At 68.9% G+C, this 26,293-nt stretch carries 23 protein-coding genes and 2 pseudogenes; 13 read left to right on the plus strand and 12 right to left on the minus strand.

From position 1 onward, the window contains the following. Nucleotides 1-68 precede the first annotated feature (68 nt). The 6 genes from ACQP1O_RS33455 (at nt 69) to ACQP1O_RS33480 (ending at nt 5,891) form a co-directional block, all read left to right on the plus strand. On the plus strand, nt 69-161 hold the full coding sequence (locus ACQP1O_RS33455; protein WP_354835468.1) for an Ms4527A family Cys-rich leader peptide: 93 nt from the start codon (nt 69-71) through the stop codon (nt 159-161). Between the two features lie 121 nt (nt 162-282). Beyond that, on the plus strand, nt 283-2,073 hold the full coding sequence (locus ACQP1O_RS33460) for a nitrite/sulfite reductase (RefSeq protein ID WP_433562355.1): 1,791 nt from the start codon (nt 283-285) through the stop codon (nt 2,071-2,073). Nucleotides 2,074-2,088: 15 nt separating this feature from the next. Next, entirely contained in the window at nt 2,089-2,799 is a 711-nt protein-coding gene (locus tag ACQP1O_RS33465) for a phosphoadenylyl-sulfate reductase (RefSeq protein WP_433562356.1), read from the plus strand. Further along, nucleotides 2,778-3,704, plus strand: coding sequence for a sulfate adenylyltransferase subunit CysD (gene cysD / locus ACQP1O_RS33470; RefSeq protein ID WP_433562357.1), 927 nt, complete (start codon nt 2,778-2,780; stop codon nt 3,702-3,704). The genes ACQP1O_RS33465 and cysD overlap by 22 nt, the downstream gene beginning before the upstream one ends. Beyond that, nucleotides 3,704-4,993: a sulfate adenylyltransferase subunit 1 gene (locus ACQP1O_RS33475; RefSeq protein ID WP_433562358.1), complete on the plus strand. Its 1,290-nt coding sequence runs from the start codon at nt 3,704-3,706 to the stop codon at nt 4,991-4,993. The genes cysD and ACQP1O_RS33475 overlap by 1 nt, the downstream gene beginning before the upstream one ends. A 76-nt stretch (nt 4,994-5,069) precedes the next feature. Further along, the gene (locus ACQP1O_RS33480) at nt 5,070-5,891 is read left to right on the plus strand and encodes a sirohydrochlorin chelatase (protein ID WP_433567883.1); all 822 of its coding nucleotides are present in this window, start codon (nt 5,070-5,072) and stop codon (nt 5,889-5,891) included. A 15-nt stretch (nt 5,892-5,906) separates the two neighbouring features. Here the strand turns inward: ACQP1O_RS33480 and ACQP1O_RS33485 are convergent, their stop codons facing one another. After that, nucleotides 5,907-6,614, minus strand: coding sequence for a TIGR00266 family protein (locus tag ACQP1O_RS33485; protein WP_433562359.1), 708 nt, complete (start codon nt 6,612-6,614; stop codon nt 5,907-5,909). A gap of 136 nt (nt 6,615-6,750) precedes the next feature. On the opposite strand from ACQP1O_RS33485, the gene ACQP1O_RS33490 reads away from it, so the two are divergent. From ACQP1O_RS33490 to ACQP1O_RS33505, 4 genes and pseudogenes are all read left to right on the plus strand, one after another. Beyond that, on the plus strand, nt 6,751-7,317 hold the full coding sequence (locus ACQP1O_RS33490; RefSeq protein WP_433562360.1) for a hypothetical protein: 567 nt from the start codon (nt 6,751-6,753) through the stop codon (nt 7,315-7,317). 24 nt (nt 7,318-7,341) lie between these two features. Then, entirely contained in the window at nt 7,342-7,989 is a 648-nt protein-coding gene (locus ACQP1O_RS33495; protein ID WP_433562361.1) for an HAD family hydrolase, read from the plus strand. Between the two features lie 116 nt (nt 7,990-8,105). Further along, nucleotides 8,106-8,870 carry an SDR family NAD(P)-dependent oxidoreductase gene (locus ACQP1O_RS33500; RefSeq protein WP_433562362.1) on the plus strand — a complete coding sequence of 255 codons (765 nt, stop codon included), beginning with the start codon at nt 8,106-8,108 and terminating at the stop codon, nt 8,868-8,870. A gap of 655 nt (nt 8,871-9,525) precedes the next feature. Beyond that, nucleotides 9,526-10,173: pseudogene (locus ACQP1O_RS33505) on the plus strand (hypothetical protein); the annotation flags it as partial. A 630-nt stretch (nt 10,174-10,803) separates the two neighbouring features. On the opposite strand, the pseudogene ACQP1O_RS33510 reads toward ACQP1O_RS33505, so the two are convergent. The 7 genes and pseudogenes from ACQP1O_RS33510 to ACQP1O_RS33540 all read right to left on the minus strand — a co-directional run. Continuing rightward, nucleotides 10,804-11,766: pseudogene (locus ACQP1O_RS33510) on the minus strand (hypothetical protein); the annotation flags it as partial. A gap of 574 nt (nt 11,767-12,340) precedes the next feature. Next, on the minus strand, nt 12,341-13,924 hold the full coding sequence (locus ACQP1O_RS33515; RefSeq protein ID WP_433562363.1) for an FAD-dependent oxidoreductase: 1,584 nt from the start codon (nt 13,922-13,924) through the stop codon (nt 12,341-12,343). A gap of 16 nt (nt 13,925-13,940) precedes the next feature. Beyond that, a complete protein-coding gene (locus ACQP1O_RS33520; protein ID WP_433562364.1) occupies nt 13,941-14,945 on the minus strand; it encodes an AurF N-oxygenase family protein in 1,005 nt (334 codons plus the stop codon). A gap of 157 nt (nt 14,946-15,102) precedes the next feature. Next, on the minus strand, nt 15,103-16,113 hold the full coding sequence (locus ACQP1O_RS33525) for an Hsp70 family protein (RefSeq protein WP_433567884.1): 1,011 nt from the start codon (nt 16,111-16,113) through the stop codon (nt 15,103-15,105). Between the two features lie 335 nt (nt 16,114-16,448). Further along, nucleotides 16,449-18,179: an N-acetylmuramoyl-L-alanine amidase gene (locus ACQP1O_RS33530; protein WP_433562365.1), complete on the minus strand. Its 1,731-nt coding sequence runs from the start codon at nt 18,177-18,179 to the stop codon at nt 16,449-16,451. Between the two features lie 366 nt (nt 18,180-18,545). Further along, a complete protein-coding gene (locus ACQP1O_RS33535; RefSeq protein ID WP_433562366.1) occupies nt 18,546-19,007 on the minus strand; it encodes a ubiquinol-cytochrome c reductase iron-sulfur subunit in 462 nt (153 codons plus the stop codon). 133 nt (nt 19,008-19,140) lie between these two features. Further along, complete coding sequence (locus ACQP1O_RS33540) at nt 19,141-19,698, minus strand: sigma-70 family RNA polymerase sigma factor (RefSeq protein WP_433562367.1); 558 nt, start codon at nt 19,696-19,698, stop codon at nt 19,141-19,143. A 183-nt stretch (nt 19,699-19,881) separates the two neighbouring features. Between ACQP1O_RS33540 and ACQP1O_RS33545 the strand changes: the two genes are divergently transcribed. From ACQP1O_RS33545 to ACQP1O_RS33555, 3 genes are all read left to right on the plus strand, one after another. Further along, on the plus strand, nt 19,882-20,262 hold the full coding sequence (locus ACQP1O_RS33545; protein ID WP_433562368.1) for a hypothetical protein: 381 nt from the start codon (nt 19,882-19,884) through the stop codon (nt 20,260-20,262). A 73-nt stretch (nt 20,263-20,335) separates the two neighbouring features. Continuing rightward, nucleotides 20,336-21,085 (plus strand): SDR family oxidoreductase, encoded by a 750-nt coding sequence (locus tag ACQP1O_RS33550; RefSeq protein WP_433562369.1) that lies wholly within the window; start codon nt 20,336-20,338, stop codon nt 21,083-21,085. A 62-nt stretch (nt 21,086-21,147) separates the two neighbouring features. Next, nucleotides 21,148-21,900 carry an alpha/beta fold hydrolase gene (locus tag ACQP1O_RS33555; RefSeq protein ID WP_433562370.1) on the plus strand — a complete coding sequence of 251 codons (753 nt, stop codon included), beginning with the start codon at nt 21,148-21,150 and terminating at the stop codon, nt 21,898-21,900. 18 nt (nt 21,901-21,918) lie between these two features. Here the strand turns inward: ACQP1O_RS33555 and ACQP1O_RS33560 are convergent, their stop codons facing one another. From ACQP1O_RS33560 to ACQP1O_RS33575, 4 genes are all read right to left on the minus strand, one after another. Further along, nucleotides 21,919-23,292 carry a bifunctional lysylphosphatidylglycerol flippase/synthetase MprF gene (locus ACQP1O_RS33560; RefSeq protein ID WP_433562371.1) on the minus strand — a complete coding sequence of 458 codons (1,374 nt, stop codon included), beginning with the start codon at nt 23,290-23,292 and terminating at the stop codon, nt 21,919-21,921. Between the two features lie 112 nt (nt 23,293-23,404). Beyond that, nucleotides 23,405-24,367 carry a DUF5996 family protein gene (locus ACQP1O_RS33565; protein WP_433562372.1) on the minus strand — a complete coding sequence of 321 codons (963 nt, stop codon included), beginning with the start codon at nt 24,365-24,367 and terminating at the stop codon, nt 23,405-23,407. Between the two features lie 28 nt (nt 24,368-24,395). After that, nucleotides 24,396-25,052 (minus strand): FMN reductase, encoded by a 657-nt coding sequence (locus ACQP1O_RS33570; protein WP_433562373.1) that lies wholly within the window; start codon nt 25,050-25,052, stop codon nt 24,396-24,398. Nucleotides 25,053-25,060: 8 nt separating this feature from the next. Beyond that, entirely contained in the window at nt 25,061-26,194 is a 1,134-nt protein-coding gene (locus ACQP1O_RS33575; RefSeq protein ID WP_433562374.1) for an LLM class flavin-dependent oxidoreductase, read from the minus strand. Nucleotides 26,195-26,293 lie beyond the last annotated feature (99 nt).

The following is a 26,293-nucleotide window of genomic DNA, read 5'->3' on the forward strand; positions in this document are numbered from 1 at the left end:
CCCGGGAAACTGCGGAAAATTCGATCCGGCAGTCGGAACGACCCTCCTGACGTGGCACAATAACCCCCATGACTGGACTTGGGGTACGACTCGTGGCGCGTCGCCATGTCGACTTCAAGCGTGTCTGCAGCGCGAGCTGTCTGCCGGGAAGCCTCCGGTAGATCGGCTCCCATTCTCCCGGAATCCGGCGTCCACCTGACGCCGTAAGAGCCGGTTCTCTGATATCGGAGGCGTGAGCCAGCCCCTCCCGCCTGCCCGCAAGACCCTTCAGGAGCGACCCCCATGACGTCGAGCACCGACGCCACCAGTTCCGATAACGCTCGATCCGCCCGGCCCGAAAAGCCCGCCGCCGAGCGACGCGTGCGTCCGGATCGCCCGCGGTCGGAAGCGCCCGTCGCAACGCGGGAGCGCACCGCGCGACCGGTGAAGCGCAAGTCCGAGGGACAGTGGGCGCTCGGGTACCGCGAGCCGCTCAACGCCAACGAGCAGAGCAAGAAGGACGACAACCCGCTCAACGTGCGGGCGCGCATCGAGAACATCTACGCCAAGGGCGGATTCGACTCGATCGACAAGAGCGATCTGCGCGGCCGCATGCGCTGGTGGGGTCTGTACACCCAGCGCGAGCAGGGCTACGACGGCACCTGGACCGGCGACGAGAACATCGACATCCTCGAGGCCCGCTACTTCATGATGCGGGTGCGCTGCGACGCCGGTGCGCTGAACCTGAAGCAGCTGCGCACCCTCGCGCAGATCTCCACCGAGTTCGCGCGCGACACCGCGGATCTGTCCGACCGCGAGAACGTCCAGTACCACTGGATCGAGATCGAGAACGTCCCGGAAATCTGGCGGCGACTCGAAGCGGTCGGCCTGCAGACCACCGAGGCGTGCGGCGACTGCCCGCGCGTGGTGCTGGGCTCGCCGCTGGCGGGTGAATCCCTCACCGAGATCATCGATCCCACCTGGGCCATCGACGAGATCGTCAAGCGCTACATCGGCAAGAAGGAATACTCCAACCTGCCGCGCAAGTTCAAGACCGCCATCTCCGGTCAGCAGGATGTGGTGCACGAGATCAACGACGTCGCCTTCGTCGGCGTCGTGCATCCCGAGCACGGCCCGGGCCTGGATCTGTGGGTCGGCGGCGGCCTGTCGACCAACCCGATGCTGGCCCAGCGCGTGGGCGTATGGGTGCCGCTGAACGAGGTGCCCGACGTGTGGGAGGCGGTCGTGTCGCTGTTCCGCGACTACGGCTACCGCCGCCTGCGCACCAAGGCCCGCCTCAAGTTCCTCGTGAAGGACTGGGGCATCGAGAAGTTCCGCGAAGTGCTCGAGACCGAGTACCTGAAGCGGAAGCTCATCGACGGCCCGGCTCCGGAGCAGCCGAAGCGGCCCATCGACCACATCGGGGTGCAGAAGCTGCGCAACGGGCTGAACGCGATCGGCTTCTCCCCCATCGCCGGTCGGGTCTCGGGCACCATCCTGAGCCGGGCGGCCGACGCGATCGAGCGGGCGGGCTCCGATCGGGTCCGTTTCACCCCGTACCAGAAGCTCATCGTGCTCGACGTTCCCGACGACAAGGTCGAGCAGCTGATCGAGGAGCTGGAACCGCTGGGGCTGCACGGCCGTCCGTCGCACTGGCGGCGGAACCTGCTGGCGTGCAGTGGCATCGAGTTCTGCAAGCTGTCGTTCACCGAGACCCGCAAGCGGTCACAGGTGCTGGCACCCGAGCTGGAGACCCGGCTCGCGGATATCAATGCCGACCTGGACGTGCCGATCACGGTGAACATCAACGGCTGCCCCAACTCCTGCGGCCGGTCCCAGATCGCAGACATCGGTTTCAAGGGCCAGCTGGTCGACGACGGCGACGGGAATCAAGTGGAAGGTTTCCAGGTTCACCTGGGCGGCTCCCTTGGGCTCGACTCCGGCTTCGGCCGAAAGCTCCGGCAGCACAAGGTGACCAGCGAAGAGCTGGGCGACTACATCGAGCGCGTGGTGCGCAACTTCATCAAGAACCGTGATGAGGGTGAGCGTTTCGCGCAGTGGGCGGTCCGAGCCGATGAAGCAGACCTGCGGTAGTTGGGAGAAACGTCAATGACCACAACGAAACTCGCGGAATCCGAGCTGCGCGCCCTGGTCGAGAAGGGCAATGCCGAGCTCGGCCCGAACGCGACCGCGCAGGAACTGCTGCAGTGGACCGAGGACACCTTCGGCTCGAACTACATTGTGGCGTCCAACATGCAGGACGCGGTGCTGGTGCAGCTGGCCGCCCAGGTGCGCCCGGGCGTGGACGTGCTGTTCCTCGACACCGGCTACCACTTCGCCGAGACCATCGGCACCCGTGACGCGGTCGAGCTGGTGTACGGCGTGAACATCGTCAATGTGCAGCCGGAACACAGTGTGGCCGAACAGGATCAGCTGCTCGGTAAGGACCTGTTCGCGCGGGACGCCGCCGAATGCTGCCGCCTGCGCAAGGTGGTGCCGCTGAAGAAGTCGCTGACCGGGTACAACGCCTGGGTCACCGGCATCCGCCGGGTGGAGGCGCCGACCCGCGCCAATGCGCCCTTGATCTCCTTCGACGAGGGCTTCGGCCTGGTGAAGATCAACCCGATCGCCGCCTGGTCCGACGAGGAGATGGCCGCCTACATCGAGGCGAACGGCATCCTCGTGAATCCCCTTGTCGAAGAGGGATATCCGTCCATCGGTTGCGCTCCGTGCACGCGGAAGCCGGAACCTGGATCCGATCCGCGATCCGGCCGCTGGGCCGGGCTCGCCAAGACCGAATGCGGGTTGCACGCATCATGACTTCCATCGAGACCGAATTCGACACTCTCGCCGCCCTGGAGTCCGAGTCCATCCACATCTTCCGTGAGGTAGCGGGCGAGTTCGAACGCCCGGTGATCCTCTTCTCGGGCGGTAAGGACTCCACGGTGCTGCTGCACCTGGCGATCAAGGCCTTCTGGCCCGCACCGCTGCCGTTCGCGCTGCTGCACGTGGACACCGGGCACAACCTGCCCGAGGTCCTCGACTTCCGCGACAAGGTGGTCGAGAAGTACGGCCTGCGACTGCATGTCGCGTCGGTGGAGGAGTACCTCGCCGACGGCCGCCTGCAGGAGCGCCCGGACGGGATCCGCAACCCGCTGCAGACCGTGCCGCTGCTGGACGCCATCAACGAGAACCGCTTCGACGCGGTCTTCGGTGGCGGCCGCCGCGACGAGGAGCGGTCCCGCGCCAAGGAACGGATCTTCTCGCTGCGCGACGCCTTCGGCCGCTGGGACCCGAAGCGGCAGCGGCCCGAGCTGTGGAACCTGTACAACGGCCGGCACGCTCCGGGCGAGCACGTGCGCGTGTTCCCGATCTCGAACTGGACCGAGCTCGACATCTGGCGCTACATCGCCCGCGAGGACGTGGAGCTGGCCAGCATCTACTACGCCCACGAGCGCCCGGTGTACCAGCGCGACGGCATGTGGATGACCCCCGGCGTGTGGGGCGGCCCGGCCGACAACGAGGAGCTGCTGATCAAGTCGGTGCGATACCGCACCGTCGGCGACGGATCCACCACCGGCGCAATCATTTCCGACGCCGCCGACAATGACGCGATTCTGGCCGAGGTCGCCGCGTCCCGGCTCACCGAACGTGGCGCGACCCGCGGCGACGACCGAGTCTCCGAAGCCGCCATGGAAGACCGCAAGCGAGAGGGTTACTTCTGATGTCCGACCTATTGAGACTGGCCACCGCCGGATCGGTCGACGACGGCAAGTCCACCCTGGTCGGACGCCTGCTGTACGACACGAAGTCTGTTCTGGCGGACCAGATCGACGCGGTGACCCGCGCCTCGGTCGACAAGGGTCTGTCCACGCCGGACCTGTCGCTGCTGGTCGACGGCCTGCGCGCCGAGCGCGAGCAGGGCATCACCATCGACGTGGCGTACCGCTACTTCGCCACGCCCAAGCGGTCTTTCGTGCTCGCCGACACCCCGGGACACGTGCAGTACACCCGCAACACGGTGTCCGGCGCGTCCACCGCGCAGCTGGTGATCCTGCTCGTCGACGCCCGCAAGGGTGTCATCGAGCAGACCCGCCGGCACGCCGCAGTGATGGCGCTGCTGGGGGTGCCGAAGCTGGTGCTGGCCGTCAACAAGATCGACCTGGTGGACGATCCGGCCGGCGTGTTCGACAAGATCACCTCCGAATTCGCCGAGCTGACCGCCAAACTCGGCTGGTCGGCCGATGATGTGCAGGAGATCCCGGTCTCCGCGCTGCACGGTGACAATGTCGCCTCGCGCTCGGAGAACACCCCGTACTACGACGGGCCCTCGCTCATCGAGCACCTGGAGTCGGTGCCGGTGGACGCGGACGCGCACGGCCGCCACGAGGTGGGGCTGCGTTTCCCGGTGCAGTACGTGATCCGGCCGCGCACCGCCGAGTACCCGGACTACCGCGGCTACGCGGGCCAGGTCGCGGCGGGCGTGGTGTCCAAGGGCGACGAGGTCGTGGTGCTGCCGTCCGGCACCCGCACCACGGTCGAGCGCATCGATACCCCGAACGGTGAACTGGGTTCGGCCCAGCCGGGCCGCAGCGTCACCCTGATCCTGGCCGACGATGTGGACGTCTCGCGCGGTGACGTGATCGCCGCCGCCGCCGGCGCTCCCGAGCCGATCGAGGCCTTCGACGCCACCGTCTGCTGGCTCGGCGACAAGCCGCTGCGCCCGGGCGCACGCCTGCTGCTCAAGCACGGCACTCGCACCACGCAGGCCATTGTCGGCGCGCTGCTGGAGCGTTTCGACGAGCAGCACCTGGCCGCCGACCCGGACCCGGAGTCGCTGTCACTCAATGACATCGGCCGTATCTCGGTGCGCGTGGCCGACCCGATCGTGCCCGACGACTACAGCGTCAACCGCCACACCGGTTCGTTCCTGCTGATCGACCCCGCGGGCGGCAACACCCTGGCCGCGGGCCTGGTCGGCGACGCGCTGACCGCGGTCGAGGTCGGGGCCTGAGATGAATCCGCCCGGCAACGGCGCCGTTCCGGCCGTCCTGCCGGGCGGAGCGTCCGCCCACCGCGCGCCCGGGACGATGTCCACGGTGCGCGGCGGCCCGGCCCGCCCCCTCCGGACCGAGGACGCGCCCGCGCTCATCGCCGTGGCGCACGGCAGCCGGCATCCGCGCTCGGCCGCGACCATGCGGGCCGTGGTCGCAAGCATCGCGGCCCAGCGGCCGGATCTCGATGTGCGCCTGGCGTTTCTGGATCTGAGCACCCCGTCGGTGGATCAGGTCGTGGATGCGGTCGCGGCCGATGGGCATTCGCATGCGGTTGTGGTTCCGCTGCTGCTGGGCAGCGCCTTTCATGCCCGGGTGGACCTGCCCGGGATGCTGGAAGCCGCTCGCGCCCGGCATCCCCGGCTGCGGCTGACCCAGGCCGAAGTACTCGGCCCCGATCCGCATCTGATCATCGCCCTGCGCGATCGCATCGTCGCGGCCATGACCGCGGACGCCCCGCCCGCGACCCTGACCGACGTCGCTCACAGCGCGACCCGGCCCGCCGGTCCACGCTGGGGCATTGCCGTCGCCGCCGTGGGCTCCTCGTCCGCGGCCGCCAATACCCGCACCGGCGACGTGGCACGGCTGCTGACCGCCATGACCGGCTGGGACACCGAAATCTGCTTCGCCACCACCGAACCCACGGTGCAGCAGGCGTTCGCCCGGCTCCGGGCCCGCGGTGCCGACCGTGTCCTGGTCGCGCCCTGGTTCCTGGCCCCGGGCCTGCTCACCGACCGGCTGCACGACGCCCTGCCGCAGCTGCCGCACGCCGAAACCATCGGCGCGCACCCGCTTCTGGCCGAAGTGGCCCTGGACCGCTACGCCACCGCCGCCCTCCCCCTCGAACTCTCGGCCTGACCTCGCACGGGTGCGTCAGCGCTGCTGGGCGCCGACTTCCGGAATGGGCAGGTACGGGATGAGAGAGTGGGCGAGGTTGGTGATGGTCAAGGACTGCAACCAGACTCGACCGGGGCCGGTGAGGGCGGCGAGGAAGAGGCCGTCACCGCCGAAGAGCACATTGCGGATTCCTTTGACCATAGTGATGTCGAAATCGACCGAGGCGTCGAACAATCCGACGTGGCCGGGGTGGACGCGGAGGGTTTCGCCGGCGGCCAGATCGTATTGGACCACCTCGCCGGAGAGCTCCACCCAGGCGTAGCCGTCGCCGCTGAGTCGTTGCAGTGTGAATCCGGTGCCGCCGAAGATGCCCGCGCCCAGGCGGCGCTGGAAGCTCAGGGCGACCCGGACATCGCCTGCGGCGCAGAGGAATCCGTGCCGGTGCACCAGGTATTCACGGCCCTTGTCGATCGGCACGGGCAGGATCTGGCCGGGGAGTTTGGCGGCGAAGGAGACGCGGCCGGGATCGCGGTGGGCGGTGTACTCGGTCATGAACAGGCCCGCGCCCGCCATGGCGCGGCGGACCACGCCGAAGACGCCGCCCGCGGCGCCGCGGGTCGAGGTGCTGAGACGGATGGAGTCGGTCATCCAGGAGAGCTGACCGGCCTCGGCGATGAGCCGGTCACCGGGGTCCAGTGCGACCTCGAGCACCGGCATGACGGTTCCGCGAACCCTGGCGTCCATCAGGTTCTCCCCTCCCGCGCACGACAACTCACACCAGTGTGCCTCGACGAGCGCTGCCGCGGGATCGTTGCCGACTTGCCACCGGGACGGCCTTCTTAGTAGTTTAGGATTCCCTTACCTAACAGAAGGCTCGGCCATGCTCCAGACCAGTGACGCCCGGTATCACACCGGGACGGCGGGACTCCCGCACGATTCATGGCGAATCGTGTCCGCCGCGGCGCTACTGGCCACCGGCACCTTCGCGGCCGCCGTCTGGATCGCCGCCCACGTCACCACCAGCCCGGCCGTCCATACCGGCGGGCTGTTCGTCCATCTGGCCTCGCTGGTGGTGGGGTTCGGCGGTGTGCTCATGGCCGATTCCTTCGTCCTGCGGTGGGCCGCGGGACGTCTCGGACTGGCGGAGACACTGCAGGCGGTCGGCCGCCTGCACGTGCCGATCTGGCTGGGCCTGGCCGGGCTGGTGGCCAGCGGCTGCGTGCTCGAACCGAACCTCGCCTCCACCATGACCCGCACCAAGCTGGCACTGGTACTCGTGCTGACGCTCAACGGGATTCAGGCGTGCGCGCTCAACCGCCGGCTACAGGCCCGCGGCGAGAGCCCGCTGACGCCACGGCTGCTGGCCTGGGGCGCGGCCACCGGACTGGTGTCGCAGCTGTGCTGGTGGGGCGCGACCGCCATCGGCTTCCTCAACGCACAACACTGAACGACCGCCCGATACGCTGGGCGAATGATCAAGGCTGCGGTATTCGATGTGGGCGAGACGCTGATCGACGAGACGCGCATCTGGTGCCGATGGGCCGACCGGCTCGGCCTGCCGCGCTTCGCGTTCCTGGGCGTGATCGGCGGCATGGCGGCCACCGGGCGGCCGCTCACCGACGCCTTCGAATTGGTGCGGCCGGGCATCGATATCGAGGCCGAGCAGGTCGCGTGGGCCGCCGAGGAGCCGGAGAGCCTGCGCAACAACTTCGACGCCGACGACCTGTACCCGGATGTGCGGCGAGCGCTGGGCGAGCTGCGGGCGCGCGGCATCAGCGTGATCATCGCGGGAAACCAACCGCCGCAGGCGAAATCGGCACTGGAGCGGATGGAGCTGCCGGTGGACGCGGTGTACACCTCGGCCGAATGGGCGCTGGAGAAGCCGGATCCCGAGTTCTTCGCGCGGGTCGCGGAGGTGGCGGGGGTCATGCCCGGCGAGATCTGCTACGTCGGGGATCGGGTCGACAATGACGTGCTGCCGGTACTGGCGGCGGGCATGATGCCGGTGCTCATCCGGCGCGGGCCCTGGGGTTACCTGACCGCCGAGCAGCCCGACGCCGCGCGGGCGACGGTCGTCGACGGACTCGACGAGCTGCCGGATCTACTCGCACCCGCTTGATTCCAGTTAGATGACACATCAAGTGTGACGGCTGTTTTCCGCCAGCGACCACTCCCCTCGCGGCGTTGACTATGACATGTCAACGAAATCAGCTCTACCGCAAGGGGAATGCAGTCATGACAGATGCTCGATTCGAATCCAAGGTCGTTCTGATCACCGGCGCCACCTCGGGAGTCGGTGCGGCCGTGGCGCGGCGGATCGCCGCCGAGGGCGGGGCGGTCGTGCTCGGGGCACGCGGTAAGGACGCCGGCGACCGGATGGCGGAGGAGATCCGGGCCGCGGGCGGACGCGCTCTGTTCGTGCCCACCGACGTCACCGTCGAAGCCGACGTGGAACGGTTGACGGGGGCCGCCATCACCGAATTCGGCCGCCTGGACGCGGCTTTCAACAATGCGGGCGCGGTCAATGCCTTCGGCCCGGTGCAGGACATCGACGAGACCGGGTGGCGCGCGGATCTGGAACTCAACCTGACGGCCGTCTATTACGGCCTGCGCCACCAGGTTCCGGCGCTCGCGGCCGGCGGTGGCGGCGCGATCCTCAACAATGCCTCCAATCTCGGCGTCGTCGGCATGGCGCAGGTCGCGCCCTATGTCGCCGCCAAACACGGTGTGGTGGGCCTGACCCGGGCCGTCGCCATGGAAGCGGCCGATCGGTCCGTCCGCATCAATGCCCTGGTCTCCGGCGCGGTCGACACCCCCGCCTTCCGCGCCTCCATGGGCGCCACCCCGGAGGGCGAGGCCGCCATCGCCGCCCTGCACCCCCTCGGCCGCATCGCCCGCCCCACGGAAATCGCCGCCTTCTGCGCCTACCTGCTCAGCGACGAAGCGAGCTTCATCACGGGCGCGGCCCTCGCCATCGACGGCGGCTTCACCGCCCGCTGACCCGCGACAGGCCCACCCCCGCGCCCGGGCACAGGAAACGCGGGGTGGGCCGGTCACTTTCGACGATGGGGACGCGGACGTTGCAGGTCCGCCACTCCCGTATCGCCGGTCTGTGCGGGCGAGCTACCGCTCGCCCGAGCCCGGGGACGAGGTGGGGCGGGCTGGTCAGTCCCGCCGACCACCTACGTCACCGTGGGGAGCGGGCCGATGGTGGGACGCCACCGCCCGATCTCCCCCGCAACCCCCACCGGTGCACGGGACGACCCGCCCGACAGGGGATTCGTCGAAAAGCCTTCGCCCACGACGAATCGAGCCCACCACAGGTGCGGCCTCCGAACGATGCAGGCGCCCACCGAAGATCAGTGCCGCCAGGACCGCGGCGGCCGGATCGGCGGTGCGGCCGGACGACCCCGGCCGGCGGGATTCACAGCGCCACAAGGGATCAGTGATGTCCACCGCCGCCACCTCCGCCCTTGCCGCCGCCACCCATACCGCCGCCACCTATACCGCCACCACCCATGCCGCCGCCACCGATGCCGCTGCCACCCATACCGCCGTGGCTGCCGCCGAGTGCGGAGCCGCCCGGGCTGCCCATGCCGCCGCCGAGGCCGCCGCCTTTGGGGGAGCCGCCGCCGTAGGCATTGCCGCCGCCGGTATGGGTGCCGCCGCCGGTCGAGCCCTCCGGGGAACCGCCACCGGGGGTCGAGCCGCCGAGAGAGGTTGCGCCCGCTCCGGTTCCGCCAGGAGTGGAGCCGCCGGGCTTCGCGCCGCCAGGGTTCGAGCCGCCAGGGTTGGAACCACCGGGGTTCGTACCGCCAGGGTTCGAGCCACCGGGGTTGGAACCACCCGGGTTCGAGCCACCAGGGTTGGAGCCGCCCGGAGAACCACCCGTTTTAGCTCCCGCCGGGTTGCCGGTTGCGCCTCCCGGAGCGCTGCCGCCACCGCTTGCTGGGGTGCCGCTACCGGGGGTCGAGGTCCCGGGATTGCCGCCGGTGTTGGTTCCGCCGGTGGAGGTGCCCGGGGCGGAACCGCCGGGGTTCGAACCGCCCGCGGTTCCGTCTCCCGGTGTTCCACCGGGGGTACCGGGTTGGGTTCCGCCCGAAGTACTTCCGGGAGTTTTGCCACCCGGCTGGCCTGTGCCGGGTTGACCGGTGCCGGGCTGCCCCGAGCCGGGCTGGCCACTGCCGGGCTGACCGGTATCAGGCTGATCCGCACCGGGCTGACCCACACCAGGCTGACCCACACCGGGCTGACCCACACCAGGCTGACCCACACCAGGCTGACCCACACCAGACTGACCGGTACCAGGCTGACCCACACCGGGCTGACCCATACCAGGCTGACCCGCGCCGGGGTGGGTTCCGGGTTGCGTTGCGCCGGGGAGGGTTCCGCCGAGGAGGGTGCCGGGCGCGGGGGTGCCGAGGACCCTGACCCTGGGGACCTGGCCGGAGTACGAGTCGACGGTCCAGCCGCCGGGGGCGGGGTCCTGGAACGGGAGGGGGTTGGTGAAGTGCGCCGGGTTGCCGTAGGTACTGCCCGTGCCTGTGACAGCGCGGGTTTCGCAGTGGGTGCCGCCGCCGGTGGAGTCGACGGGGTGGCCGGCGACCCAGGTGGGGGTGACGGTCGGGGCCAGAGGGGAGTAGGCGCGGACCGCTGCCACGGTGGCGATGGCGTGGGAGCCGGTGCCGGGCGGCGCGCCGGCCTCGTCGAGAACGATGACATCGTGGGCGCCGAGGGCCGCGGGACCGGCGGAGGGGTCGGCGGGTTCGGGGGCGGCCTGGAGTCCGGGCGGTCCGGCGACGGGCCCGCCGAGCACACTGGCGGCGGACATGGCGAGCGCGGAAGCCACTGCGGCGCCGGAGATCACGGCGGCTCGGGGGGCGTATCGGGCGATGGCGGAGCCGGTGTCCGCGCTGCGAAAGGCCGCGATGGACGCACCCACCGCCACGGTGTTGGCCGGATCGGGCGACATGACGACCGGGCGGCCCAGATCCGACAGCACGCGGGCCACCTCGGCGGGGCGGGCCGCGCCGCCGATCAGCAGAACCCGGTCGATCTCCTCCATATGCAGCCCGGCCCTGTGCACGACCGAGCGCACCAACCGTAGCGAACTGCGAATGTGCCAGCTGCGCAGGCGATTCGTGTCGGCGGCGGGTACCACGGCCGAGACCGGCAGCGTCGAGCCGGGCGCGATGCTGCGCGCGTAGCGGGCCAGCAGGGTGCCCAGCGGCCGTCCGCCGTAGTCGTGCGAGCGTTCGGCCCGTCCGAGGATGCCACGTTCGTCGCGATCGGACTCGGTGCGCACGACCGCGACGTCCAGGGCGTTTCCGCCGAGGTCGTAGACCAGGGTGAGCCCGGATTCGGAGATGCCGTATTCCTCGTCGAGCCATTCCACCGCCGCCACCGGTTCGGGCATGAACATGACATCGGCGGCGCCGGACCAGTCCAGTGCCCGCCGCAATCGGGTGACGTGTTTGTCCGAATAGCAAGCGGGATAGGTGGTTACGGCGGGGGCCTCGGGGGCGTTGGCCTCGATGAGCCCGTTCACGACGGCCGCCACCAGGTCCTCCGGGGACCAGATGCGACCGCCGATGACCACCGGGTCCGGCTCGGTCGTGAGATCGGCGAAGTCGGTGACCACCGGGACGAAGTGGGGAATGCCCCCGATCTGCGGGCCGCCGGCGCTGTCGAAGGTGACGGCCGTCCGGCGAACGCGCACCGCGGGCCGGTTCCGATCACCGGCCGTGGTCGCCCAGACGGAGTTCACTGTGCCGATGCTCATGCCAAAGCCAACTGTCATTGCCATCCCGTCAACGCACCGAGACCACGGCCCACGGGCGTACCAACCATGTGGTCGCGGTCGTTTTCCAAACAGCGCATTCAGGTTAGCTGGCATTTGCGGTACTCGAATATCGGATTGGGAGAAAAGATTTCGCTCCCGGTAGCGAAGATAGCGAATCTACTGGTCATGCAACTGCCCGGACAAGATCGAATCCAGCTGCACGATGAAAGCAACCGAACAGTCTTTCTCAGTGGCTACAACTCAGCGAACCAATAATTCATACCGACCGGTAGGCGAAGAGTGTCCGAAAAATCAAACCGCAGTGTCAGTACGGGAGGGTGGATTACCGATCACTGGCCGGTAGCTACCCTGGGTCACCCGACGCGAGCCGCTTCACCGTCCGTTATTCGCAATGAAATCTTCTCTACCACCACAGATGTCGCAGCGAGCAAACACGGCATTACAACTCGCACAACATCATCGGTACCGTGCATCCGCACCGCCTCGAGAATTCGCAGTCGAGGTATGACCGGATACGTTGCCCGGCACGAAAAGTCATCACCGGCGACACGAGAAACCCACCGAGGCAGGGGAAATCCTGGCGCAAAATGGACGAAACGGCGAAGGCCGCCACACGCGCCGGGGGTTGGCGTGCGACGGCCTTCATGGGCGGCGCTGACAGGGTGGGTCAGCGGCGCACCATCAGGGAAAGCTTGCGGCGGGGGCGGTTGACCGCGCCGCCACGGATGGCGTGCGGTTGACGCTCACCGACCAGCCGGTCGAAATCGCCTGCGCTGTGCCTCGGTTGCGACAGGCGGCCGGCATTGAAGTCGTCCACCAGCTGACGCACGGTCTGCTGCGCACAGGACTTGTTGGTGCCGATGAACCCGGTCGGACCGCGCTTGATCCAGCCGGTGACATAGGCGCCCGGCACCACCGAGCCGCCGGACTCCTCGAGCACCCGGCCGTCCAGATTCGGGATGACCCCGGCCCGCTCGTCGAACGGCACGCCCGGCAGGGCCACACCCCGATAACCCACCGAGGTCAGCACCAGCCCGGCATCGAGGGTCTCGATCTCCTCGGTCGGGACCGCGTGCACCGCACCGTCATCACCGGTGACCACCTCGTTGCGCACCACCTCGACCCCGGTCACCCGGTCCACGCCCGTGATCGCGACCGGCGCCGACAGGTACCGGAAGACGATACGCTTGCGACCGCCCACGGGCCGATCGGCCAAGCCGCGCAACAGCTTCAACTTGTGCTCGACCTTCTGCGACATGCCCTCGACGATTTCGGGAATCTCGCCCTCGACCACGATGTCGACATCCGCGCCCAGCAGGCCCACGAATTCCGGCACGGTGAAGGCGGATTCGGCCGGTCCGCGCCGCCCGAGGATCACCACCTCCTCGATGTTGCTGCGCCGCAGGGCATTCAGCGCCCGCTGTGAGACATCGGTGCCGACCAGCAGTCCCGGATCGGCGGTGAGAATCCGCGCGACATCCAGCGCCACATTGCCGTTGCCCACGATCACCGCGCGCCGGTGCGACAGGTCGAAGAACCGGCCCGCCTGATCCGGGTGCCCGTTGTACCAGGCCACGATGTCGGTGGCAGAGGTGCTGCCCGGCAGCCCCTCCCCCGGAATCCCGAGCTTGCGGTCCGAGGACGCACCGACCGCGTAGATCACCGCGTGGTGGTGCGCCAGCAGTTCCTCGTGCGAGACATGCTGTCCCACATTCACATTCAGGTAGGACCCGAAGCCCGGCTGCGCCGAGATCACATCGAAGAGGTCCCCGACCTTGCGGGTCTTGGTGTGATCGGGCGCGACACCGAAGCGGGCCAGGCCGTAGGGCGTGGTCACCTTGTCGAACACGGTCACGGAAACACCGGGCTGCGTGAGCAGTTCGTCGGCCGCGTACATGGCCGAGGGCCCCGAGCCGATGACCGCCACCCGCAGCGGCTCCCGCCCGGGCTTGACCTCCGCGGCCGGAATCGGCTGCGCCAGCAGCGGCCGCGGCCGCTCCTGCCGGTAGAAGTCGGCATTGATCTCGATGAACGGCAGCTGCTCGGAAGTCAGCTTCTTCGACGACGTGATGGCGTCCACCGGGCACGCGGTGGCGCACGCCCCGCAGTCCACGCAGGCCTGCGGATCGACGTAGAGCATTTCCGCGGTCAGGAAGTCCGGCTCGTCCGGGGTCGGATGGATGCAGTTGACCGGGCAGGCGTAGACGCAGGACGCGTCGCTGCAACAGGATTGGGTGACAACGTACGGCACTGTACGTCCCCCTCCCCTACGCGGCCTTGCCGGAGCGGATCGGCTCCGAGCGGTAGCGCGAGGCCCGGCCGTCGATGCCGAGCAGCTTCCAGACCCGCTTGGAGATCGGGTTCATCAGGCCGATCTCGTGGGCCAGCGCGCGCACGTCGATGAAGTAGTCGCTGAAGACCTGCTTGGCCTCCTCGGAGCCGTAGAACAGCTCCTTGCGCACCTGCTCCGGAATGTCGAACTCCTGGAAGAACTTCTTCGGCGGGGTCGCGATGGAACGGCCCAGGATGAACATGACGATCGGCATGGCGATCGAGAGGATGAAGCGGTTGGCCGCGTTCTGCTCCGGCACGTGGTGCTTGAGGAACTCGTGCGCGAAGGAGATGTGGCGCGCCTCCTCGGCGACGTGAATGCTCATGACGCCGCGCATGATCGGGTGCACCTCCTCACCCGAGCGCAGGATCTGCTTCTGGATGTGGTCGATCGGCTCCTCGCCGGCGAGCACGGCCATGAAGAACAGGTTGGGGAACGCGATGGCGACCGGCACGCCGAACAGGCGCAGCTGCCGGACGAGCGGGCCCATGCCCGGGACGTCCGCGCCGATGCGGTTCACCATCTCCTGGAACATCAGGGTGTGGTTGAGTTCCTCGGCCATCTCGTGGGTGCAGTAGCGGAACTCCGCGTCACCGTTGGGCAGCGAGAAGGTGTGGTTCACCATGCCGCTGATCAGGATGGACTCGAACTGCAGGCCGACCTTGGCGATATTGGCCTGCCGGTACTTGCCGACCTCGATCTGCTGCTCCACCGTGAGCGACTGGTACCAGTCGTGGCGGCCGAGGGGGTCCGCGGACTCCGGCAGGATCCAGCGCTCGGGGCGGGCGTTGGCGTCGAAGTCGGGGTTGTCCCAGTCGATGTCCTCGTAGGGGTCGAAGTGCTTGTTCACCGACCCTTCCGAGAGCAGCAGCAGCTTGTTGGCGTACTCCTGAGCTTCGGCAACCACGGGGTCGTCAAGGGGGGTCGTGGTCGGAGACATCGTCGTCACCTCTCCAGTCAGTGGCGTTATGTGTACCCCATAGTTACACCAAACAGGAGAGGCGTCAACAGCCCGTTCGCAAGATGCTTGCACGAGTTAGCGCCGATCAGCACGCGAGGCCGCGGCGAACCGGCGAGTAGTAGGACAAACGATCACTTCAGAGCGCTGCCACCCTGGTGATACGCCGGAACAGACCCGTCAGTGAACGAGGCCGATGGCTCCCCGAATCCTCGACGATCAGCGCCTGCCGGGCCGCGATGGCAGCGCCATCGGCAATCGTGCGCTCCGGATCGGAGGCCACCACCACCGGACGCGCCAGCTCCTTGGCGAGCACCTGCGCCACCTCCGGAGGCCGCGCCGCACCGCCGACCACCAGGATCCGATCCACATCGGCCATGGTGACGTCCGCGGTGCGCAGGCACCGGTAGACCAGCGCCAGCGAACGACGAACGTGCTCGCTGCGCAACTCGCCCGAATCGGCGTCCGAGAGCCCGCGCGGCACCACCTGCGATCCGTCCGTGCGCCGCAGCGTGCGCGCCACCAGGTCCCCGAAGGCGCGGCCCCCGTATTCGACCGAGTGCAGCGACGATCCGACGATGGGATCGCGCGGCGCGCCCATGCCCACCCGCAGCAGCGTGACATCCAGCCCGGACCCGCCCAGGTCGTAGACCAGCGCCAAACCCGGTGTGAGCGGCCCGCGTTCGGCGGCCAGCCAGGACACGGCGGCGATCGGCTCGGCCACCAGGGTGGCCCGGGTGAGGCCGACGCCGTCGAGGGCGGTGCGCAGATCGGCGACCAGGGCGGCGGGGTATCCGGCCGGATGGGTCACCGTGATTCCGGTGTCACCGGCGCCCAGCGGCCCCGCCGGCGCCTGTCCCAGCACCTCCGCCACCACACTGTAGGCCACCGTCGCCACCAGATCCGCGGCCGACAGCGCCCGATGTCCGACCCGCGCGACCGGAGCCCCCCGCTGGGTGAGGTCCGCGAATTCGGTGATGACCCGCCCATGCCGGGGAATGCGGCCGACCCGGGCGGTGCCCGAACTGTCGAAGGCGAGAGTGGTGCGCCAGGTGGCCGGAGGCGTACCTCGACGGCCGCGCGGAAGCTTTCCGGATCGATCCGCTGCCGTGGAGCAGACCGTATTCACCGTGCCGATACTCAATCCCACACCGAGCGCCATCATCCACCTCGATCGATGAGTCGATTACACCGGCCGTCCGACCTGACCCGAGTTCATGCAACTCCTGAGCCGAATAATTGCCAACCACCGGACACGAGGTTGTCCGCTCGTGCGCCGGTGGGCCGCCACGACCACGCTATACAGGCGTTTGATGGCGAATCACCCCGCGCGCATTAGGATCGCGGAATGTTTGCCCAATGTCGGCCGTTCACCCGATGCGGGACACCTGATGCCGAGCGGTTCGGACGGGGCGGATGTGGCCGAAAATCGCCCCCGCTCCGGAGGATTCGGAGCGGGGGCGATCCGTAGCGCACTGATGCGGACTACTTGGTGGCCGTGCTCAGCAACGTGCTGCTCAGCACCGACACCAGGCTGTAGGCCAGGTTGACCACATCGGAAGCGAGACCGGAATCGCCCGTGAGCATCTTGGCGAGCGGGCCCAGGAATTTCACGGCCAGCTGCACCAGCGAACTCACGGAAATCCCGTCCAGACGACCGGTTTTGGAATTCTTGTCGGTCGCCGGGGCCTGCCTGCCCGGAGCCTGCGCGCCCGGGGTCGACTGCGTACCCGGGGCCTGCACGCCCGGGGTCGACTGCGTACCCGGGACAGCCGGCGTGGCCGGAGTCCCTTGACCGCCCGTCGTGCCCGGCGATTGCCGTTGCGGCGCAAGCTGATCCGCGATCGGCCGCGCGACGGGCTTGGTCTGCGCCGGCGGTGCGGGCTGCGCCGCCTGCGGCTGGGCGCCGGTCTGCGGCGGCGTGCCCGGCTGCGGCTGGGTGCCCGGCGTCTGCGACTGCTGCCAGTTGTGCAGGAACTGATCAGCGAGCTGCTGGGCGACCTGCAGACCGCCCTCGAGCGCCGCTTCATCCGGCTGCTGCGCCGGGGCCGGATTCTGTTGCACCGGAGCCGGATTCAGTTGCAACGGTGCAGGAGCCGCCATATACCCGGGAAGCTGCGCCGGGAACGTCGACGTCTGCCCCTGCTGAGCGGGCGTCGGCTCCGGTTGCGCCGGGGTCTGTCCCGGCTGGGCCGGAGCCTGCCCGGGCTGGGCCGGCGTCGCCGGAACGGCGGCCTGGGGCGCCTGCGCCGGCACCACGGCCGGCTGCGCCTGCGGAACCGCCGCCTGCGGTGTCTGCGCGGGGGCGGGGGCCTGCGCGGGCTGCACCGGGGCGGCCTGCGGCTGCGGCTCGGCGGGCTGCCCCGGAACCTGTTGTCCCGGTAGCGGTCCCGGCTCGGACGCCGGCCCGGCGTCGGTGGGCACCGGCACGCCGAGCAGGTAGGACGCGATCCCGGTGGTGATGGTGACGGCGTGCTTGAGCTGTCCCTCGGGGGATTCCATCTGCTGCGCGTCCTCGGCATTGGCACCGTTGCCCATTTCGAGGAATACATCCGGCACCGTGGTCAGCGCGGGCCCGGCGATGTCGGAGCGGGTCTGGAGTCCGTCGACCGCCCCGTTGTAGGTGGCGACCTGATACCCGCCCTGCACGTAGGCATCTCGCATGGCCTTGCTGGCGGTCAGTCCGGCGCCGGACTGCACCTCGGTGACCTTGGCGTCGACGACGGGCAGCGCCGGCACGATGAGGTGGAAGCCGTGCCCGTCGGCGGGACCGCTGTCGGCGTGGATGCTGAGGGCGATATCGGCGCCGGAGGCATTGGCGGCCTTGGCCCGATCGTCGATGCAGCCACCCCAGCCGGTGTCGTCGGGACGACTCATGACCACGTGCGCGCCCAGGCCCTCGAGCGAGGTGCGCACCAGCTGCGCGACATTCCAGTTGATGGTGTGCTCGGCAATGCCGTGCAGGCTGGTCATGCCGGTGGTCTGGCACGCCTTGGTGCCACCGCGACCATCGCTGACCTGCTTGTTCTCGTCCTCAGCGTGATTGGGGCCCTGATGACCCGGGTCCAGGAAGATGGTCTTCCCGGCGAGCTTCTGGGGTAGCTCCGGCAGCGCGGGCGCGGCCAGGGCGGCGACCGGGACGATCCCGGCCACGGTGGTGATCGCCGCCGCGGTGACGGCGGTGCAGATTCCGGCCTTAGTGATGCTTGGCTTCATAAGCGGACGGCGCTCGGGGCGGAGCGCCCCTCCCTTCCCACTAGTAACACCAGACCCAGCTGTTCACTCTGGCAACACCAGTTACTTTCTGGCAAGCTTTGTGATGGAACCGTTACCAGTGGTCAGACGTCCGGAAATCAGCATCCTGGGCGCTACCGGCCGCAATGGGCAAAAGACCACTGCGCCCACTATCCCGCACTTCGCAGCCTCCACCCGGGCGACGCGCCCGGACGGAATCCGCCCCCGCAGCTCGAGGCGTGCGGGGGCGGTCAGGTCGGTGCTGAGAGCAGGTAGCTCGACACGCCCCGAGCCGAGCTCGGGGCGGCTCGACACGCTCCCCGGCGTCGAGCCCGGTGACGGGTCGGATCAGGCCGAAACGATCTGATCCCCGTCGACGCGGATGGCCCTGGCGTCCAGCGCGCGCGGTGCGGGACCGCCGGCGACCGTGCCGTCCAGGTTGAAGGTGCTGCCGTGGCACGGGCACTTGATCAGGCCGCCCTCGACGGCATTCACCTTGCAGCCCAGGTGGGTACAGGTCGACGAGAACCCGTCGAAGGTGCCCGCGACGGGCTGGGTGATCACGGTGTCGCCGCTGATGATGCCGCCGCCGACCGGAACGTCGCTGGTATCGGCCAGGACATTGCCCTGCTTCTTGGCGGCGGCCGGATCGTTCTTGTCGGGGGCCGGATTGGGTGCGGCCGAGGCCGATTTGTCGGAGGTGCTGCTGCAACCGGCCACGGTGAGCGCGGTGGCGGCGACCGCGGTGGTGGCCAGGGCGGTCCGGCGGTCCATACGGAACCCGCCGGGAGCCGGGGTGGTGTCGGTCATCGGTAACTCCTCGCTCGGGGCCGAGCCGATGTGGATCGGCCGCTGCTTGTTCGACGTGTGGAGGGGGTCTGTGGGTTCACATATCCGCGACATGCCTGCGGCCGCCGAGGAAACTACCTCCTCCGGCGTCGGGTCACGCGCTGATCGGCAACCGGCGCAGCGAGCGCAGGGCGTAGTGCACCCGGGTCTTCACGGTGCCGACCGGTATGCCCAGGTCGGCGGCCACATCCTGGTAGGCGCGATCACGCAGGATCACCTGCACGACGGCGTCGCGCTGCGGCTGCGGCAGCTGGGCCAGCAGGTCGGCGACCAGCAGCCCGTCGGTCAGCGCCTCGGTGAAGTCGGGGCGGGCGCAGCGGTTCTCGGCCTGCTCCCCGATCTGGTCCCAGCTGGTGTCACCGGGGCGGGCGGCCCGGAAGCGGGCGGTATCGGTGAGCACATTGCGTTCGATGGTGAGCAGCCAGGTGCGCACACTGCCCCGATCCGGGTCGTAGCTGGCGCAGGCCCGCCACGCCCGCAGCAGGGTCTCCTGCACGGCGTGTTCGGCGAGGCCCGGGTCGCCGAGGCGGCTCATGGCCCGCCAGTGCAGCAGGCCGCGGTCGGAGGCCAGGACGGCCGCCAGGCCTGCGTCGGTGCACAGCCGGGCGCATTGGACGGCGCATCCGGTGCTGACCGGGCGAAGACTTCCCATACTTGAATATCGTCGCGGGAGCCGAAAGGGCATCGCTCGAGTTTGTGAATTCCCCGAAACCTCCCGATTTCCCGAAAACAGACCGCAACTTCTGATAGACCCTCCCCGGGAGATGCGGGGATCTCTCCCGACGCCGCACGCTGGGAACCGTGCGGTGCAGTGAGCTGCTCAGGGAGGAACACCGTGCGTGCAGGCGCGCTCGTGGTCGCGGGGGCATTCGCTTCCGCGCTGACAATGGCCGCAACCGGAATTGCGGCCGCCGAACCGGCCACCGATATCACGGTGGACGGGACGTATCTGGTCAATGTCGATATCAAGCCGGGCACGTATATCGGCGACGGGACGCCGGATCCGGGCGCCGGCGCGTGCTTCTGGCGGCGGCTGTGGAAGGTCCAGCAGCCGGGCGATTACCCGGACCCGAACTACTACATCATCGCCAGCGACTTCACCCGGACGAAGCCGATCACGGTGGAGATCAAGGCGACCGATGTGGGGTTCTCGACCGAGAACTGCGGGACCTGGCATCTGCAGCCCGCGCAGCCCGGTACGGGCTCTTTCGGGTGACCACGGTTCGGCAGGGGTCTCGGGGACTTGCCCGAGACCCCTGCCGAGCGCATCCCACGGCTAGGGTGGCCGCATGACCAGGCGGAAGATTCTCATCACCGGCGCCAGCTCCGGATTGGGCGCGGGCATGGCCCGCGAATTCGCGCGGCGGGGACGGGATCTGGCGCTGTGCGCGCGACGGGTCTCGAACCTCGAGCAGCTGCGCGACGAACTGCTGGCCACACACCCGGGGATCACGGTCGCGGTGCGCGCGCTGGACGTCGATGACCACGCGGCCGTCCCGAAGGTCTTCGACGAGCTGCGCGCCGAGCTCGGCGGGCTGGACCGGATCATCGTCAATGCCGGGATCGGCAAGGGCGCGCGCATCGGCACCGGCCGCGCCGACGCCAATCTCGCCACCGCCACCACGAACTTCGTGAGCGCGCTGGCCCAGGCCGAGGCGGCCATGAGCATCTTCCGTGAACAGCGGGCCGGGCACCTGGTGCTCATCTCGTCGATGAGCGCGGTGCGCGGGCTGCCAGGGAAGAAGGCGGCGTACGCGGCCAGCAAGGCCGGTGTGACGGCGCTGGGCGAGGGGCTGGCCATCGAGCTGCGCGGGACCCCGATCCGGGTGACCACGGTGCAGCCGGGTTTCATCGCCACCGATATGGCCGCCAAGGCCGGGGACGCGAAACTGGTTGTGCCGCTGGACAAGGGCGTGAATTCCATGGTGGCCGCCATCGAGCGGGAAGCGGTGCGCGCGTCCGTGCCCGAATGGCCCTGGCGGGTACTGGGATTGGCGATGCCGCTGCTGCCGCGCGCGATCATGGCGCGGATGGGCTAGGACCGCGGGCAATCGGCACGAAGACTGTCGCATGATCGAACCGCACCGATAGCATCGCGGCCATGGCGAAATTCACCACCTGGGACGGCTTGGAGCTCAACTACCGCGTGTGGGAGGGCGAGGGCGTTCCGGTGGTGCTGCAGCACGGAATCGTGGCCGACACCAATGCCAATTGGATGAGCGTGGGTGTGGTCTCGGCGCTGCAGCGGGCCGGCCATCACGTCATCTCGCTGGACGCGCGCGGCCACGGCCGCTCCGAGAAGCCACACGACCCGGCCCGCTACTCGTGGCAGGCCATGGCCGACGACATGCGCGCGCTGTTCGACGAGCTCGGGCTGGATCGCGTCGCGGTGGCCGGCTATTCGATGGGTGCGATCATCTCGCTGCTGGTCGCGGGCACCGACAAGCGGGTGGAACGGCTGGCCATCGGCGGTATCGGCAGCGGTGTGGTGGATTGCGGTGGAATCGATTGGCGCGTCATCACTGCCGCGGACCTCACAACCGCCATGTCCGGCAACGGCTCCGATGCGGTCCCCCAGGCTCGCATGTTCCGCATCCTGGCCGACGCCCTGGGCGCGGATCGCGAGGCGATCGCGTTGCTCGCCGCCGGATTGCACGAGGCCCCGATCGAATCTCTGTCCGGCATCACCATTCCCACCCTGGTGCTGGCAGGCGACAACGATCCGTTCGCGACCGAACCCGAACGCCTCGCCGCCGCCCTGCCCGATGCCACCTGCCTGGTGGTCCCCGGCGATCACCTCGCCGCGGTCGCCAACCCCGCCTTCTCCGCCGCGCTGGTCGACTTCCTGCGATGAAGACTGCCCGAGAGTCGGCTAATACTGCTTGCGGTGCGGGACGAACTCCAGGGTGAGCAGTGCCAGCGCCGCGATCAGGACCTCGCGCCAGCGGATCAGGACGTAGCGCTGATTGCCGAAGGCGTTGAACTTGCGCAGGAATCGGTACAGCGATTCCAGCCGGATGAGCGGATCGCCCAGCCGCACCGCGAGGTACACCGTCTGCATCGTCCGCGACCGGTGCTTGTCGGCGAAGATCTCCGGAAAAGGCGCGAAGGCCAGCGAGATTCGCTTGATCCCGTGTTCGCGCGCGTACTCCACCAGGTCCACGATGATGCGCTCGTCGAGCCCGTTGGGTGCGTCGCGCCGCCGCCACGGCACGTCCAGGCTGAGGTCCTGGCCGTTGCCGGAGGCGCCGTAGCGCTGGAATCCCACCACCTGGCCATCGGCGTCGCGGGCGATCACCACCAGCATGCCGGGATGCCGGCCGTCGAGCAGGTGGTCGAGGATCATGGAGAAGCCGCGGGTCTGCCGCCCGCTCCCCCACTCGTCGACGATGGACAGCAGCGTCTCGCGCTGGGGCTCGGTGAGCGCGACCTCGGGCAGGATCTCGGTGGTGACGCCGAAGTTCCTGGTGCGGCTCACCGCCTGCCGCAGGTTGCGGTACTTGCGGCCGACCATGTCGAACCGGTCGACGTCGACGACCACGTCCCGGCCGACGGCGATGGCCCGCAGCCCGCGGTGGTCCACCGCCCGCCGCTGCCACATCTCGGTGACCTCCGGACTGGCGCCCAGCACCGCGATGCGCCAGCCGTGGCTGCCCGCGAACAGCGAGAATTCGGTGAGCAAGTCGGGGAACCGGCCGGGGTCGCCGATCGGATCGCCGGAGACGACCGCCATTCCGAGCCGGGCCCGGTACGCGATGGCGGCGGAGCCGTTCTCGTTGAAGAAATAGGTCTTGGACGAGTGCAGCGCGAAGGGGGCCAGCGGATCCCCGTGGCTGCGCCGCACCAGTTCGGCCACCCGGGGCAGCTGTTCGGGCTGGGGTTTGCTGCCCTGCGGCAGCACCAGGATGGCGCCGCTGGCGGCGAGGAAGACGAAGCCGACCACCGGGTGGTCGGTGCGATAGCTGAAGTTCGAGACCACCAGGGTCAGCGCCGCGTAGGTGAGGTGCGGCAGAGTGATGGGCCGGCGCAGGTACAGCCCGCGGGCCACGAACAGTCCGGCGAAGGACACCGCCACGAACCAGCCGTGATCATTGCCCTCGCGGGAGGCCCGCTCGGCTGCCCAGACCAGGATGACACTGCCCAGGACCAGCGCGCCCATCAGGCCGACGCGGGTACTCGGCCCGGCGGTGAAGGTGGTTTCCCGATACGCGGTCAACGTCGGATTCGGTATGCGTTGCTCACGCATCTGGACCCCTTTTCTCCACACACGGAAGTCTCACGAGCCCTCTCCCCATCGTGATTCCTCCGCATCTCCCTCTTCGACACACTATGTCGGAGAGACGATTCGAGGCACCGAGTTATTCCGGCCAACCCAGCCGTGGCGAGGTGAGCACGGGGTCGGTAATGCCATTGTTGCAGGCCAGACCGATCGCGTCCCAGCCCGCGAGACTCGATCCGGCTTCGTATTGGGATTGGAAGAAGTCCAGGGCGGTGGCGACCGGGTCAGCGTCGACACGGACGTCGTCGTAGGGCAGGTAGGCGTTGTGTCCGGAGCCGGAGACCACCCAGCGGGCCTCGGCCGGTCGGAGCGGTCGGTCGCTGAGTCCGGCGGGCTCGGGGGCGGTGTAGGAGTAGAAGGTCGGGGCGGGGGTCTTGTCGTCGCCGAACCAGAATCCGGCGCTGATCACCTCTCGTGAATACGCCTCGCGGGTGACCGGATCCACACTGTCGGGCATCGGGACCTTGCGGTCGGAGAAGCGCTGCACGGACAGGTCGAAGGTGTGCCAGAACAGCTGCACCGGGCTGATCTTCCCGGAGTAGGTGGCGCTGAATTCTTCCAGGATGCGCCCGACCTGGCTGTGTACGTGGAATGCGCGCCGGGCGGCGGCGGGGTCGTAGGTGCGGTGTTCTTCGTCCTCGTCGAAGGGCCGGCCGTGGTCGGGCAGATCGAAGGGGGTGGGGTGGGCCAGGGCCAGGTCGACGCCGAGATTGCGCAGCGCGTTCATGGCCTCGACGTAGAAGCTCGCCACCGACTGGCCCGCGAGCGGGACCTCCTCCTCCGTGCCGCGGTCGTTGCAGATCCGCAGCACGTGGTCGAAGAAGTCGAAGGAGCAGGTGAAGACCGGGCCCTCGGTGGCGGTGCCGAGCGGGACGGTGGTCCAGCCGCGGGCGGTCAGCCGGTAGGTGAGGTGCCACCAGTGGTTGCGTCTGATGCCCTTGGCCAGTGCCACCTTGCCGATGATCTGGGCGTAGCGGTGCAGGGTCTCCTTGGTGGGCCGCCACGAGTCGAGCGGGATGGCGGGCAGTATTTCCTCGGCCATCCGCTCATGCTACTCAGCTATTGACCAGCTACCGACCGTCGCCGGCGTGCCCGGCCAGCAGCTCGCTGAACGGGCGCACCGCGCCGACGCCATTGCCGGAGCTGCGTCGGTGGACCGGCTCGTCCTGCAGGAAGCCCTGGACGCCGGTGGGTTCGGCGACCATGAGCTGGGCCAGTTCGGCGGCCGCGCGGTGGATGCGCTCGGCCAGTCCGGTGGAGCCGAAGTCCTCGGTGGCGGCGAAGACGCCGGTCGGTACCACCACGGACCGCAGGTAGGTGAACAGCGGACGCATGGCGTGATCGAGCACCAGCGAATGCCGGGCGGTGCCCGCGGTGGCGGCGATCAGGACCGGCATGCCATTGAGCGCATCGGTGTCGAGGACATCGATGAACATCTTGAACAGGCCGCTGTAGCTCGCCGTGAACACCGGTGTCACCGCGATGATGCCGTCGGCGTCGGAGACCCGCTGCCGGGCGGCGGCCACCGCGGGCGTGGGCAGCCCGCCGGTGGTCATCGTGGTGGCGAGATCGCTTGCCAGATCCCGCAGTTCGATGACCTCGACCTCGAGGCTCTCCCCGCGCCCGCCCACCGCCGCGGCGACCGCGGCGGCGAGCTGGTCGGCGAGCAGCCGGGTGGATGAGGGCTGCGAGAGCCCGGCGGTCAGCACTACGAGTTTGCGACTCATGCTCGTCCTCAGTTCTTTTCGGCGAGCACGCGCTCGCGGGCGGGCTCGACCAGGTGGTGCGGGGCGTCCGGTCCGGCGGCGACCAGCGAGGCGTGGGTGGGCGGATCGCTGGGCACTCCGGCGGGGCGGCGCGCCTCGAATTCCTTGCGCAGCACCGGGACGACCTCCTTGCCGAGGATCTCGAGCTGTTCGAGGACCATGTCCAGCGGGAGGCCGGCGTGGTCCATGAGGAACAGCTGCCGCTGGTAGTCGCCGACATTGTCGGCGAAGCCCAGGGTGCGCTCGATGACCTGTTCGGGGGTGCCGACGGTGAGCGGGGTCAGTTCGGTGAAGTCCTCCATCGACGGGCCGTGCCCGTACACGGGCGCATTGTCGAAGTAGGGGCGGAAGACCCGCTTGGCCTCGGCCTCGGTCTCGGCCATGAAGACCTGGCCGCCCAGTCCGACGATGGCCTGTTCGGCGGCGCCGTGCCCGTAGTGCTCGAAGCGGCGGCGGTACAGGTTCACCATCTGCCGGGTGTGCTGCTGGTCCCAGAAGATGTTGTTGTGGAAGAAGCCGTCACCGTAATAGGCGGCCTGCTCGGCGATTTCGGGCGAGCGGATCGAGCCGTGCCACACGAACGGCGGGGTGCCGTCGAGCGGTGCGGGGGTGGCGGTGAAGCCCTGCAGCGGGGTGCGGAACTTGCCCTCCCAGTCCACGCGCTGTTCGCGCCACAGGCGGCGCAGCAGGTGGTAGTTCTCCACCGCGAGCGGGATGCCGTCGCGAATGTCCTTGCCGAACCACGGGTACACGGGTCCGGTGTTGCCGCGGCCCATCATGAGGTCCACCCGGCCGCCGGCCAGGTGCTGCAGCATGGCGAAGTCCTCGGCGATCTTCACCGGGTCGTTGGTGGTGATGAGGGTGGTGGAGGTGGACAGCACGAGCTTCTCGGTCTGCGCCGCGATGTAGCCGAGCATGGTGGTCGGCGAGGACGGCACGAACGGCGGGTTGTGGTGCTCGCCGGTGGCGAAGACGTCGAGGCCGACCTCTTCGGCCTTGAGGGCGATGCGGACCATGGCCTGGATGCGCTCGGCCTCGGTCGGGGTCCGGCCGGTGGTGGGGTCCATCGTCACGTCGCCGACGCTGAAAATTCCGAACTGCACGGGTCCTCCTCGGGTCGCTGCCATTTTTGGTGGATATGGCAACCACTTGAACATAGGGGGTGGCGGGGGTATTCCGGGGCGTGAGCGCGGGGTGATTCG

This window comes from Nocardia sp. CA-151230, from assembly GCF_050942175.1.
Lineage (GTDB): Bacteria > Actinomycetota > Actinomycetes > Mycobacteriales > Mycobacteriaceae > Nocardia.

Excerpts from the sequence above, each read along its gene's own strand:
- ACQP1O_RS33455 (WP_354835468.1), top strand. The coding sequence starts at position 69 with ATGACTGGACTTGGGGTACGACTCGTGGCGCGTCGCCATGTCGACTTC.
- ACQP1O_RS33460 (WP_433562355.1), top strand. The coding sequence starts at position 283 with ATGACGTCGAGCACCGACGCCACCAGTTCCGATAACGCTCGATCCGCC.
- ACQP1O_RS33465 (WP_433562356.1), top strand. The coding sequence starts at position 2,089 with ATGACCACAACGAAACTCGCGGAATCCGAGCTGCGCGCCCTGGTCGAG.
- cysD (WP_433562357.1), top strand. The coding sequence starts at position 2,778 with ATGCGGGTTGCACGCATCATGACTTCCATCGAGACCGAATTCGACACT.
- ACQP1O_RS33475 (WP_433562358.1), top strand. The coding sequence starts at position 3,704 with ATGTCCGACCTATTGAGACTGGCCACCGCCGGATCGGTCGACGACGGC.
- ACQP1O_RS33480 (WP_433567883.1), top strand. The coding sequence starts at position 5,070 with ATGTCCACGGTGCGCGGCGGCCCGGCCCGCCCCCTCCGGACCGAGGAC.
- ACQP1O_RS33485 (WP_433562359.1), bottom strand. The coding sequence starts at position 6,614 with ATGGACGCCAGGGTTCGCGGAACCGTCATGCCGGTGCTCGAGGTCGCA.
- ACQP1O_RS33490 (WP_433562360.1), top strand. The coding sequence starts at position 6,751 with ATGCTCCAGACCAGTGACGCCCGGTATCACACCGGGACGGCGGGACTC.
- ACQP1O_RS33495 (WP_433562361.1), top strand. The coding sequence starts at position 7,342 with ATGATCAAGGCTGCGGTATTCGATGTGGGCGAGACGCTGATCGACGAG.
- ACQP1O_RS33500 (WP_433562362.1), top strand. The coding sequence starts at position 8,106 with ATGACAGATGCTCGATTCGAATCCAAGGTCGTTCTGATCACCGGCGCC.
- ACQP1O_RS33520 (WP_433562364.1), bottom strand. The coding sequence starts at position 14,945 with ATGTCTCCGACCACGACCCCCCTTGACGACCCCGTGGTTGCCGAAGCT.
- ACQP1O_RS33530 (WP_433562365.1), bottom strand. The coding sequence starts at position 18,179 with ATGAAGCCAAGCATCACTAAGGCCGGAATCTGCACCGCCGTCACCGCG.
- ACQP1O_RS33535 (WP_433562366.1), bottom strand. The coding sequence starts at position 19,007 with ATGACCGACACCACCCCGGCTCCCGGCGGGTTCCGTATGGACCGCCGG.
- ACQP1O_RS33540 (WP_433562367.1), bottom strand. The coding sequence starts at position 19,698 with ATGGGAAGTCTTCGCCCGGTCAGCACCGGATGCGCCGTCCAATGCGCC.
- ACQP1O_RS33550 (WP_433562369.1), top strand. The coding sequence starts at position 20,336 with ATGACCAGGCGGAAGATTCTCATCACCGGCGCCAGCTCCGGATTGGGC.
- ACQP1O_RS33555 (WP_433562370.1), top strand. The coding sequence starts at position 21,148 with ATGGCGAAATTCACCACCTGGGACGGCTTGGAGCTCAACTACCGCGTG.
- ACQP1O_RS33560 (WP_433562371.1), bottom strand. The coding sequence starts at position 23,292 with ATGCGTGAGCAACGCATACCGAATCCGACGTTGACCGCGTATCGGGAA.
- ACQP1O_RS33565 (WP_433562372.1), bottom strand. The coding sequence starts at position 24,367 with ATGGCCGAGGAAATACTGCCCGCCATCCCGCTCGACTCGTGGCGGCCC.
- ACQP1O_RS33570 (WP_433562373.1), bottom strand. The coding sequence starts at position 25,052 with ATGAGTCGCAAACTCGTAGTGCTGACCGCCGGGCTCTCGCAGCCCTCA.